Origin of the sequence: Pseudocitrobacter sp. RIT415, assembly GCF_003057695.2 — a bacterium.
Taxonomy (GTDB): Bacteria; Pseudomonadota; Gammaproteobacteria; order Enterobacterales; family Enterobacteriaceae; genus Pseudocitrobacter; species Pseudocitrobacter faecalis.
Genome location: NZ_QBJC02000004.1, coordinates 272,268 through 284,548, shown reverse-complemented (window position 1 = coordinate 284,548; position 12,281 = coordinate 272,268). Strand labels below are relative to the sequence as shown.

At 51.3% G+C, this 12,281-nt stretch carries 11 protein-coding genes; 4 read left to right on the top strand and 7 right to left on the bottom strand.

Annotation, left to right across the window (positions count from 1 at the left end; translation table 11 throughout):
- The coding region (locus DBY68_RS22890; RefSeq protein ID WP_158529106.1) for a hypothetical protein at positions 1–529 on the top strand (529 nt) is incomplete at its 5' end.
- A 54-nt stretch (positions 530–583) separates the two neighbouring features.
- On the opposite strand, the gene DBY68_RS06885 is transcribed toward DBY68_RS22890, so the two are convergent.
- On the bottom strand, positions 584–2,371 hold the full coding sequence (locus DBY68_RS06885; protein ID WP_158529105.1) for a M48 family metallopeptidase: 1,788 nt from the start codon (positions 2,369–2,371) through the stop codon (positions 584–586).
- Positions 2,372–2,708: 337 nt separating this feature from the next.
- Positions 2,709–4,301, bottom strand: coding sequence for an ABC-F family ATPase (locus DBY68_RS06880; RefSeq protein WP_108473790.1), 1,593 nt, complete (start codon positions 4,299–4,301; stop codon positions 2,709–2,711).
- Between the two features lie 217 nt (positions 4,302–4,518).
- Between DBY68_RS06880 and ldtB the strand changes: the two genes are divergently transcribed.
- Positions 4,519–5,439, top strand: coding sequence for a L,D-transpeptidase (ldtB, locus tag DBY68_RS06875; protein WP_108473791.1), 921 nt, complete (start codon positions 4,519–4,521; stop codon positions 5,437–5,439).
- A 173-nt stretch (positions 5,440–5,612) separates the two neighbouring features.
- On the opposite strand, the gene DBY68_RS06870 is transcribed toward ldtB, so the two are convergent.
- From DBY68_RS06870 to mntR, 4 genes are all read right to left on the bottom strand, one after another.
- Positions 5,613–6,329: a GntR family transcriptional regulator gene (locus tag DBY68_RS06870; protein ID WP_108473792.1), complete on the bottom strand. Its 717-nt coding sequence runs from the start codon at positions 6,327–6,329 to the stop codon at positions 5,613–5,615.
- A 20-nt stretch (positions 6,330–6,349) separates the two neighbouring features.
- The gene (locus DBY68_RS06865) at positions 6,350–7,726 is read right to left on the bottom strand and encodes a glycoside hydrolase family 1 protein (protein ID WP_108473793.1); all 1,377 of its coding nucleotides are present in this window, start codon (positions 7,724–7,726) and stop codon (positions 6,350–6,352) included.
- A 107-nt stretch (positions 7,727–7,833) separates the two neighbouring features.
- The gene (locus DBY68_RS06860; RefSeq protein ID WP_108473794.1) at positions 7,834–8,952 is read right to left on the bottom strand and encodes an anion transporter; all 1,119 of its coding nucleotides are present in this window, start codon (positions 8,950–8,952) and stop codon (positions 7,834–7,836) included.
- A complete protein-coding gene (mntR, locus tag DBY68_RS06855; RefSeq protein ID WP_108473795.1) occupies positions 8,949–9,422 on the bottom strand; it encodes a manganese-binding transcriptional regulator MntR in 474 nt (157 codons plus the stop codon). The genes DBY68_RS06860 and mntR overlap by 4 nt, the downstream gene beginning before the upstream one ends.
- 181 nt (positions 9,423–9,603) lie before the next feature.
- Here mntR and mntS point away from each other — a divergent pair, with 181 nt between their 5' ends.
- Both mntS and DBY68_RS06845 read left to right on the top strand, forming a co-directional pair.
- Positions 9,604–9,729, top strand: a complete 126-nt coding sequence (gene mntS, locus DBY68_RS06850) for a manganase accumulation protein MntS (protein ID WP_108473796.1) — start codon at positions 9,604–9,606, stop codon at positions 9,727–9,729.
- A 279-nt stretch (positions 9,730–10,008) separates the two neighbouring features.
- The gene (locus DBY68_RS06845) at positions 10,009–11,592 is read left to right on the top strand and encodes a phosphoethanolamine transferase (RefSeq protein ID WP_108473797.1); all 1,584 of its coding nucleotides are present in this window, start codon (positions 10,009–10,011) and stop codon (positions 11,590–11,592) included.
- Positions 11,593–11,726: 134 nt separating this feature from the next.
- Here the strand turns inward: DBY68_RS06845 and ompX are convergent, their stop codons facing one another.
- Positions 11,727–12,239, bottom strand: coding sequence for an outer membrane protein OmpX (gene ompX, locus DBY68_RS06840; RefSeq protein ID WP_015965202.1), 513 nt, complete (start codon positions 12,237–12,239; stop codon positions 11,727–11,729).
- Positions 12,240–12,281: the final 42 nt, after the last annotated feature.

Genomic DNA, 12,281 nt, shown 5'->3' with positions numbered 1-12,281 from the left:
TTTAATGAAATACCTAAAAATATTATTAATTAGCCTGTCATGCTTATGGTTGACGGGATGCGGCCCCGATCCGAAAGCCTATCTTGGCGAAAATATTGCAATGTGGAATACGACCATCAGTGATATTGAAAACATGATTACGCAAATATCTAGTAATGACTCGCGCGAGTTTCTTGCGGATTACAATGATAATGTGCTTCGCCATAAAAAAGGTGTTCAGAACCGTCTGAAGATCTGGCATGAAATGGAAGAAAAAAAGGGTGTACCCGATGATGCCCGAGATCTCCAAAACGCAACATATCAGTATTTAGAACAAGTCATTAAATCAGATGAAAGCCTGGAGGCACTCACTGTACTGGCCGGTGATAAAAATATTAAAGATGATGAATTCCAGATAAAAAAAGAACAACTCTCACAATCTTTTGAGGAAATCAGCCAGCAAGCTGATGTGTTAAGCAAAGAGCAAGAAAAATTTGCAAAAGCGCATAACATTGAAATCACAATCGCTCGCTGGTCTGCGTATCATTAATAACAGATTAAAACAAATTGCCGGACTCAGTCCGGCATCACAGCAACAACAAATCTACTCTTTACTCAATTCCGCACGCGCATGCGCAGATGAAATATATTGCCCCACGATTTGCGATAGCGTTACAGCATCGAGCTTAACTTTCTTCCCCTCTTCTTCACAGCAAGGGCTGCTGACAACGACGACGACCCGGCTTTCCTGAGGTTCATAACGGAATATCTGCATAAAGCGTTTGGTGGTGATATTCAGCTTATCGCCATTACGCACATAAAGATGGAGCATCGCGACGCCGGAAATGACGACGACCTCATAACGTTCTACGAATTCGAGCGGGAGTGGCTGCGGAAGATAGATGCTGGTAATGCTTTGCGGCGTCAATGTGAACAACGGCTGACGAGACCGCTGTAATGACACGTTCCCCAGCATACCCAGCGGGACACCTATCAGCATTAAGAGCCAGCATATCGCGCTAAGGTGTAGAAAGATGGCCAGATAGCCGCAGCCAAATATCAGCACAATACCCACGATCATCATGGTCCAGGCCATCGATGAGGAAGACCATATAGCTTTAGCTTCTGTCGCCAGTGCTGCTTCTGCCTCTATTTCCTCGCGTATCTCGGCGCGCAATGGTTCAATCTCCTGAGATATCTCGCAAGATAATGCGCTGGCAACGGGCGCGAATAACGCGGGGAAGAAGAGGTTCTCTTCTGGTACAACGGCACGAGAGGCGCGTGACAGCAGCGATTCATCGAGGGAAAGATTCAGGGCAGTGATACGCGTGCGGGTCGTGGGATGGCTATCCATGGGATGCGCAATTTCACTGTCGATGCTGGCAAGGACATCAAGCGGCCCCAGCTTTTGTAACGCAGAGATCAGCCCTTCCGTCCAATTGGCACTGATCTTCCGCCCGCGAAGAACGTCCTCCAGAAAGCGCTCAACGGGCTCATTCAGCGCCGATATTCTCAGCAATGCGCAGGCGAAGGCCGAAGAGGATGATACGCGAGCTCCGGTTTCATCGGCGGCCAGTTCCCGGAGGCGGCTCCAGTGGTTCACCGTCTCATGGAATGTTTGTAAAAACCACATTGCCATATCCAGGGCGGAATACAGCACAAGGCGATCTATCCAGGCATCCTGCATGTTTTTGGCCATCTGTTGCAGGCTATTTTGCATGCCCGCGTAGAGGGGGGCGAAGCGCAAGCTGTACTGCGTATCCTCGCCGGTAAAGTGACCTAACTCATGCCCCACGACAGCGGCAATCTCCGCTTCATTAAGGAGTGACAGATACGTCAGCGGTAAATAGAGTGTATTCCCCGTTAAGCGCTCGCCCTTTTCAATTTGGACAGGGTTAGCCGTAACATAAAAACAGTCAAAAAACCCCACGACAATGTTATCTGGTGGCGTAAGCTGCGCCTGAGAGGTAAGGATCCGAACCCACTGCCAGAGTTCAGGCGCCTGCATTTCTGGCAGATTGACGCCTATCACCCGCGAATCTTCAGGCTCAAACAGGGCAAAGCATTTACGCACAGAAAAGAAACTTTTAATGATCATCCAGAGTATGGCAAATACCGCTAACACCATGGCGAAGAGCAATTTTATCCCGCCGCCATTCATCTCTACGTGACCCATTGTCCAGATAATTTCAGAAAGCACTAAGGCAACGGTCGCGAGGCCGCAAAAAAGAATGTCTCCAACCATCATAAAGGGCAGCAGTCGTCGGCAGAAATTAAACTTTTGGATGAGCACATCCTGGGAACGTCGCGAAGTGCGCGCACTGGCCTTACACACCATAACCGCGCTTCCCAGAATAAACATCGCCACCAGACTTAACAGAAGCGCCAGCATGGCTAATCCAAACTGGATAACTTCTATATCATCAGTATTATCACTTGCCCGCCAGCATTTCCATAATCCATATATAAAGAGAAACAGCGGGGTATAAAAAAGATTAAGAACCCTTTTTCTTTCCATAGAAAAACTCATCCATTTAAATTAAGAATATTATTAAGTAATTTAATTGCAATGCGATATATATTTAATGAATAAATCACTTTGTAAAATTTATTACAAATTAGCAAGGCGGTGAAATTAATTTTTTATTATAAAAGAAAAGAGTTGAAAGGGAAGAAAAACAAAAAGTGGCTGGAAACACAAATCGTAATCTGCGCTTCCAGCCATTCTATTACTCGATACCTTTGCTACGCAGGTAATCTTCGTAATTACCGCTGAAGTCAATGACGCGCTCCGGCGTAATTTCAATTACACGCGTCGCCAAAGAGCTAACAAACTCGCGGTCGTGAGAAACGAAGATCAGCGTGCCTGGATACATTTCCAGCGCCATATTCAGGGATTCAATGGATTCCATATCCAGGTGGTTGGTCGGTTCATCCATCACCAGCACGTTCGGTTTTTGCATCATCAGTTTACCGAACAGCATGCGGCCTTTTTCACCACCGGAAAGCACTTTCGCCGGTTTCTTGATATCGTCCTGGCTGAACAGCAGACGACCCAGAATACTGCGCACCGCTTGTTCGTCATCGCCTTCCTGTTTCCACTGGCTCATCCATTCGAAGACGGTCAGATCATTTTCAAATTCGAATTCATGATCCTGCGCGTAGTAGCTAATTTGTGCGTTTTCAGACCATTTCACCGTGCCTTGATCCGGCGTTAAGTCGCCGACCAGGGTTTTCATCAGCGTAGATTTACCCACGCCGTTGGTGCCGAGAATAGCCAGTTTCTCACCCACTTCCAGCAGCAGGTTAACGCCTTTAAACAGCGGGCCGTTATCAAAGCCTTTGCTGAGCGCTTCCACTTCCAGCGCGTTGCGGAACAGCTTTTTATCCTGCTCAAAACGAATGAACGGGTTCTGGCGGCTCGATGCTTTGACTTCGTCGAGCTTGATTTTGTCAATCTGACGCGCGCGGGACGTTGCCTGGCGAGATTTAGAAGCGTTGGCGCTGAAGCGGCTGACGAAGGATTGCAGGTCAGCAATCTGCGCTTTCTTCTTGGCGTTGTCGGCCAGCAGACGTTCGCGCGCCTGGGTGGCGGCAGTCATATATTCGTCGTAGTTACCGGCGTAGACGCGCAGCTCACCGTAGTCGAGATCCGCCATGTGGGTGCAGACCATGTTCAGGAAGTGACGGTCGTGCGAAATGATGATCATGGTGCTGTCGCGCTCGTTCAGCACCTGCTCCAGCCAGCGAATGGTGTCGATGTCCAGGTTGTTGGTCGGTTCATCGAGCAGCAGAATGTCCGGGTTAGAGAACAGTGCCTGGGCCAGGAGCACACGCAGCTTCCAGCCTGGTGCCACTTCGCTCATCGGGCCGTAATGCTGTTCCAGCGGAATACCCACGCCCAGCAGCAGTTCACCGGCGCGCGCTTCAGCGGAATAGCCGTCCATTTCGCCGTATTTCACTTCAAGATCGGCCACTTTATAGCCGTCTTCTTCGCTCATTTCGGGCAGTGAGTAGATGCGATCGCGCTCTTGTTTAACTTCCCACAGCTCACCGTGCCCCATGATGACTGTATCCAGCACGCTGAACTCTTCGAAGGCGAACTGATCCTGACGCAGCTTACCGATGCGTTCGTTCGGGTCGAGAGAGACGTTGCCGAGCGTCGGTTCAAGATCGCCGCCGAGGATTTTCATAAAGGTGGATTTGCCGCTCCCGTTAGCGCCAATCAGGCCGTAACGGTTGCCGCCGCCAAATTTGACGGAGATGTTTTCGAACAGCGGCTTACTGCCAAACTGCATGGTAACGTTGCTGGTAACTAACACGGAAGTATCCTGAGGAATGTGACAAACCGCCTATTATGCCACAATTCCGAATTAAAATCGCCCGCCTTCGTAACGGGCTAAACTGTCACCTAAGTGAAAAAAATGTGATTTCGTACACATCTGAATTCCCTGTTGCCGGGAATGCACATATAATGCGCTTCCATCATACATCCGATTTTCCAACCACAGCCTGAGTGGCACTGATATCTCGAACAACATGAACATGAAATTAACAACACTTTTCGCTGCGGCGCTTGCAGTCGTTGGCTTCTGTAAAACCGCTTCCGCAGTGACATATCCGTTGCCGACGGATGGTAGTCGTGTCATTGGTCAGAATCAGGTGATCACCATCCCTGAGAACAATAAGCAGCCGCTGGAATACTTTGCGGCGCAGTATCAGATGGGTCTTTCCAATATGCTGGAAGCTAACCCGGGCGTGGATACGTATCTGCCGAAAGGCGGCACTGTGCTCACTATTCCGCAGCAACTGATTCTGCCGGATACCGTACATGAAGGCATTATCATCAACAGCGCGGAAATGCGTCTGTACTACTACCCAAAAGGCACTAACACGGTCATCGTGCTGCCAATCGGTATTGGCCAGTTAGGAAAAGACACCCCGATTAACTGGACGACCAAAGTAGAACGTAAGAAAGCGGGCCCGACCTGGACACCGACAGCGAAAATGCACGCGGAATATCGCGCGGCGGGTAACCCGCTGCCGGCCGTGGTTCCGGCTGGCCCGGATAACCCGATGGGACTGTACGCGCTGTACATCGGCCGCCTGTACGCCATTCATGGTACCAACGCCAACTTTGGTATCGGTCTGCGCGTGAGCCACGGTTGTGTGCGTCTGCGTAACGAAGACATCAAATTCCTGTTCGAGAGCGTGCCGGTCGGTACCCGCGTACAGTTTATCGATGAACCTGTGAAAGCGACCACGGAACCAGATGGCAGCCGCTTTATCGAAGTACACAACCCGCTGTCCGTGACCGAAGCACAGTTTGAAGGCGGTGAAATTGTTCCGGTAACGCTGAATTCTGCGGTGCAGAAAGTGACCTCTCAGTCTGATGTAGACCAGGATGTGCTGAATCAGGCGATTCAGAGCCGTGCGGGTATCCCGATTCGTCTGAACTGATTAGGTTCAGATACAAAAATGGCGAAGCGGATGCTTCGCCATTTTTTTTGGGGTTAGTGCGTTTTTTTTCCCTCACCCTAACCCTCTCCCACAGGGAGAGGGGACCGTTCGTGCCCGCTTTTCTCCCTCTCCCTGTGGGAGAGGGCCGGGGTGAGGGCATCAGCGCACAACTATCACCCATTATTCACCATCACAAACCCGCCGTGGTCGTAACGATAATGGCAGTGCGCGTACTCCAGCGGCGTACCGTCTTCCAGATAAATAACCTGCTCCAGTTCCAGTACCGGGTCGGTCTCATCGCAGTTGAGATACTCTCTGTCGCGCGCATCCGGCTTACAGGCTCGCACTACGCGATAGGAACCCATCATCTTTAAGCCCAGCGTTTCCCGCACGTAGCGGAATACCGAACTTTCGAGATGTGATTTATTCAGCCCCGGCACCAAAGATACCGGCATTACTGTCATATCCAGTGAAATCGGTTCACCGTTAACCAAGCGCAACCGAATAAAATCGTATACCGGCGCGTCGGCGTTAATCAGCAACGAGGCCTGCTCGTTTTCATCCGGGAACCGCACCTCAAAGGCAATCACCTGGCTTGTCACCTCGCCAAGGTGCCGCCAGGTTTCGGTTGCGCCAAAGTAGTCACTGCCCGAGACATCCCACTGCGAAAGCTGGCGGAAGTTTTTGCGCACAAACGTCCCCTGCCCCTGACGCGCGTAAATCATACCTTCAACTATCAGCTGGCGCATCGCCTGCTGAATCGTCATGCGGCTGGTCTTGAACTCAGCCGCCAGCGCCAGTTGATCGGGCAACGGCTCCGTCGCCGGATAACGCTGACTTAAAATGCGCTGCTTAATTTCCTGCGCGATGGAGAGGTACTTCGCCGCCATCTTCCACTCCTTTTTTGGTGTTACATCTCTTCGCCGTTGCTGTGGATCACCCGCTTCAACCACGCATAGCTTTTCTTCGGCACGCGGCGCAAATCCTTCAAATCATGGTTTTCACGGTTCACATACACCACGCCATAACGCTTACGCATGTCGCCCTGAGAGCTGAGAATATCAATTAACCCCCACCCCAGATAGCCTATCACCTGTGCGCCATCCTCAAAAATGGCCTCTTTCATGGCGTTGATATGATCGCGATGATAGGCGATGCGGTAATCATCAGCGACGGGTGTTTCGCCGTCCCAGGATTCAATCACCCCGATGCCGTTCTCAATCGGGAAGACCGGGAGACGCCAGTCGTTATAGTAGCGCGTAATGATACTCCGAAATCCGAGGGGATCGATTTGCCAGTTCCATTCCGTGGCTTTCAGGTGGGGGTTTGGTGTATCGCCAAAGAGCATATAGTGATTGACGGCGGTGCCTTCCGGAATGGGATCGCTACTCAACGTGCGGCTCGCATAGTAGCTAAAGGCCATATAATCATTTTTGAGCGTCGAAAGCGCCGCGAGATCTTCATCGTGATAAATGTCCCCCAGACCTTCACGCTCGACAAACGCCATCACTTCCGGGCTGTAACCCTGCCCCGCAAACGCACGTAACAGATTCTGATTGAAATATTCGTCGAGCTGACGGGCACAAAACACATCGCGCGGTTTGCAGGTTGCAGGGTACACCTGGGCGTGCGCCAGCATGCCGCCCATCAGCTTTCCTGGTTTGGTTTCATGCAGATAGTGGGTGAGATGCGCGTGCGCCATCATCACGTGGTGCTGGATTTGGTAAAGCTCCCGTAACGTTTTCTCGCCCTGCATATAACCCGAAATCAAAAACGCTTCAGGCATATGGTAAAGATTCTGTTCATTAAAGGTGAGCCACCAGGTCACCTGGTCGCCAAAGCAGTCGATCATTTTTTTGCCGTAGCGGATGAACGCCTCCATCACCCGACGGTCGGTAAAGCCGTTATATTTTTTCGCCAGCGCCAGCGGCATGTCAAAGTGATAGAGGCAAATCATCGGCGCGATGCCGCGCGCCAGAAGCCCATCGATAAAGCGTTGATAAAACGCGATACCTTCTTCATTAAACTCACCATCGCCATCCGGGCAAACGCGACTCCAGGCAATCTGGAAGCGGTAACAGTTCATGCCCAGATCCTGCATTAAATCAAAATCCTCTTCGAAGCGGTGGTAGCTATCGGTCGCGACCTTCCAGTCCGAGGCATTCTCTTTCGGCTCGCGAATGTCATACACCGACATCCCCTTACCGCCCTCGTTCCATGCGCCTTCGGTTTGCATGCTGGAAACGGAGTTTCCCCAAAGAAAATCAGCTGGCAGTTTGTTTATCATGACGCCCTCAAAAATATGACTAGTCAAATAATATATATGACTAGTCATATTAGAAAGCGGTACAGGACGCAACGAAAAGGCTCACGTTTTGTGAGCCTGTCCGAAAATCAACGTTGACCGAGAAGATGGAGCAAGCCGTAACCGACCAACGCCGCCCATACCAGCATGGGCAGAGAATAGAGATGGAAACGCCACCAGATACGGCGATCGTTCGCCATGCGTAGCGCAATCAGGTTGGCAAGCGACCCGGGCAGCAATCCAAAACCACCAACGTTCACCGCCCAGGCAAGCAGAATGGAAGGCGGCACATAATTAAGCAGCAAAATCGTTGACGGCACGTTGCTGATTACCTGCGAAAGACCGATCGCCGTGAGCCATAAAGAACCGTCCGACAGTTGCCCGACACCATGCAGCGAATGCTGCAAAGCAGGCAGTTGCGTAAGCAGATGCACATCAATAAACATCGCCATAAAGACCAGCAGCAGCGTCCAGTCGACGCTGTAAACCACACGCCGCTCAAGCAACAGAAAACCCGCCGCCACGCACACCAGCCCCCACAGTTCGAGTTTTATCTCCAGTGCTGCGAGGAAAACCAGATAGAAGGCCAGGCAACTCCACACAAGCTTTGGCCGCCATGACGGTGAGGCGTCGCTACTTTGAAAATGCAGTTTTTTCGCCGGGAAGCAGAACCAGCAAAGCACGAGCAGCGTTGCCATCATCGCCAGCGCCAGCGGCAACATTTGCAACGTAAAGGCCGGGAAGCTCAGGCCGGAGCGGCCCCACAGCAAAATGTTCTGCGGATTGCCGATAGGCGTCAGCAGTGAACCGGCGTTCACCGCCAGCGCCTCGAAAATAATCAACCGGTTAACCGGAATGGCGCACCACTTTTTCAGCGTCAGGGTGAGCGGCACAATGATAAACAGCGCCACATCGTTGGTCAGAAAGGTCGATAGCAACGCGGCCGCCAGCACCATAAAGACAGCCAGCTGTCGCTCGGTAACAAAACGACGCGCCATCTTACGCCCGAGCACGTCAAAATAACCGCTCTGCTCAACGCCTTTGGTGAGCAGCATTAACCCGCTCAGGGTAATAATGGTGTGCCAGTCAATCGCCGCAGGCCAACGCGCCGGGGCAAACGGAACCAGAAAAGTCAGGATGACGCCAATGAGCAGCAGCAGGTGCAGAAAACGATCGCGCGCCAGCGACCGAATAAAAGGAGGTGTCATTCAATGTACTGCCCATGTTTTTCGGTAAACTGTCGGAACATGTCCAGCGTCTCTTCGCTGACATGATGTTCAATGCCTTCGGCATCGCGGCGGGCAGTATCCTGGCTGACGCCCAGCGCCAGTAAAAAGCTCTCAACGACCTGATGACGCTCGCGGCTCTCCTGCGCCAGCTTCTCACCTTCAGGAGTCAAAAACACCCCGCGCCAGGGGATCTGCTCAATCAACCCTACACCCGCCAGGCGTTTTAACATTTTCGCCACAGTTGGTTGTGACACACCCAACCGCGCGGCCATATCCACCTGACGCGCCTCACCCACTTCACGGATCAAATCGGAAATCAGCTCAACGTAGTCATCAATCAGCTCACGACGGTGCGCTTCCCGCACCTGACGAAACCCTTCAACGTGTTCTTCCACATTCACCAGCTGCGTCACTTTTTTTGTTGTTGGCTTACCTGCGCGGCGGTTCATAACACTTCCTCATCGGTGTGACGCGTCAAAGCATCTTAAAAATTGTCTCCATTGTAATGGATCGTGCTCTGAGTACAAAAATTTAACGTTTAGCCATAGCTATAAAATATAGCCTGTGCTATATCTGTATGTAATGCAATCACTCATCACGGAACGACGAGCGCAAAAGCAGGAGGTTAACATGAACGAATTCAAGAGGTGTTTACGCGTGTTTAGTCACTCTCCTTTTAAAGTCCGCTTAATGCTGGTTAACATGCTGTGCGATATGATTAACAGCAAACCGCAGCAGGACAACAAATCACACTAATGCGGCGTCGCGGTACGCCGCTTCATTTTTTTGAGTCATTTTTCTGACTGACTCGCTCGTCATGAGCAAAACCCCACATTTCTTCCGCTTTTGTAATCATCTTCGCAAAACATTTTGTTATGGGTAGTTGACCAAAAACAGCGTGCGCTTTATCTTCGTGCGGCCCTGCACTTTTGCGGCTCGCAGATGCGAAGCTTACCCTTCTCTTTACGCAATAATGTCCGGCAAAAAGCCCCTTGACGCCAGGGGACGCACATGGCGTTTTTATAGTTGCGATTTATGAATGTCACGCTGAAAGAAACTCTCGCCGCCCGTGGAATTACGCTGAGTCCGTGGACGGGCCTCTATTTCCTGCAATCACTGCTGATCAACCTGGCGCTGGGTTACCCCTTCAGCCTGTTGTATGCGGTGGCCTTTACCTGCGTGCTCCATTTATTGTGGCGAGCCGCGCCGAAAGTACAGAAAACTGTATTGGGTCTTTATTCACTGGTGGCGGCGCTCTATTTCCCGTTCAGCCAGGCCTACGGCGCGCCGAACTTTAATACTCTGTTGGCGCTGCATTCGACGAATGTCGAAGAATCCACCGAAATGTTTACCATCTTCCCATGGTACAGCTATCTGGTGGCGTTATTCATTTTTGCGCTGGGTGTGATTGCCGTGCGCCGCAAGGCCAGCCCGGTAAAACGCTGGGGTAAAATGGAAACCCTGTGTCTGCTATTCAGCGTCGGCACCTTTTTCGTGCAGCCGATTCAAAACCTGGCATGGGGCGGCGTTTTTAAACTTAAAGATACCGGCTACCCGGCATTTCGCTTTGTGAAGGATGTCATCGTTAACAATAACGAGGTGATTGACGAACAGCAGCGGATGGCACAGTTCGCGCAAATGAAAGATACCTGGACGGTGACAGCCGTGAAGCCGAAATATCACACCTATGTGGTGGTGATTGGCGAGAGCGCGCGTCGCGATGCTATGGGCGCGTTTGGCGGCCATTGGGACAACACACCGTTTGCCAGTTCGGTGAATGGCTATCTGTTTAACGATTATATTGCCGCCAGCGGTTCAACGCAGAAATCGCTGGGGCTGACCCTTAACCGCGTCGTCGATGGCAAACCGCAGTATCAGGATAATTTTGTTACCCTGGCTAACCGTGCAGGTTTCCAGACCTGGTGGTTCTCAAACCAGGGGCAAATCGGTGAATACGACACCGCCATCGCCAGCATCGCGAAACGGGCAGATGAAGTGCAGTTCCTCAAAAGCGGCGATTTTGAAGCCGATAAGAACACCCAGGACACGGCGCTGCTGAAAATGACCGCACAGGTCTTCGCGTCGCAGCGTACACAGCCGCAGCTTATTGTGCTGCATTTGATGGGTTCTCATCCGCAGGCCTGCGACCGCACACACGGAAAATACGACGTCTTTGTGCAATCGAAAGAGACCTCCTGCTATCTCTACACCATGACGCAAACCGACGATCTGCTGCGCCAGCTTTACGATCAGCTACGCAACAGCGGCGACAGCTTCTCGCTGGTGTACTTCTCCGATCACGGGCTGGCATTTAAAGAGCGCGGCAAAGAGGTGCAGTATCTGGCACACGACGATAAGTTCCAGCAGAACTTCCAGGTGCCCTTTATGGTGCTGTCGAGTGATGACAAAGCGCATAAGGTGATTAAAGCGCGACGTTCGGCGAACGATTTCCTCGGTTTCTTCGCCCAGTGGACGGGCATCAAAGCGAAAGAAATTAGCCAGCGCTATCGTTTTATCTCTGAACAGAAAGCCGGGCCGGTGTACATCACCAACTTCCAGCTCCAGAAGGTAGATTACAACCATCTGGGTACGGATCTGTTTACGACGAAGAGTCGTTAAAACACGCCGGATGGCGCTTCGCTTATCAGGCCTACGAATCGATACAGTTGTAGCCGGGCAAGCGCAGCACCTCCGGCAAAATACAGGCAAAAAAAATCCGCCACAAGGGCGGATTTTTCATATCACCGAAGTGATTAGAAGCGGTAACCAACACCGGCAATCCAGGTGCCAACGTCAACGCTACGAATACGAGACTGCTCATAAGAGAAGTCCAGAGCAACGTTTTCGATCGGGTTGAACTGCAGGCCCGCACCGTAAGAGAAACCGTAGTCGCTGGTGTCGTGTTTGTTCGGCAGATCAGCAGTCTGGAATTTACCGTAACCAACACCTACTACGCCGTAGATGCTTGCCCAGTCGTTCAGACGGTAAGCAGGACCTGCGGTGATGCCGTAGTACTGTGATTTATGGTAGTTGTTGTCGCTGGAGCTACGGTCTTTTTCGGTGTAAGTAAAGGAACCGATAACGCCCAGCGGTTGGTCGTCCATTTCATAGCGGTATTTCAGGTTGAAACCGTTAGCTTTGTTAGCAACGCCCTGCATATCGCTCTGAGCGTAACCGCCAGTAACGGTAGAAGTTGCAGCTACTGCAGTACCTGCGGATACAGCCAGAACAGCGGCCAGTGCTGAAAGACATGCAATTTTTTTCATAACCACCTCAAATGTGCTTCAAGTAAATCCGTAAGTTTTAAA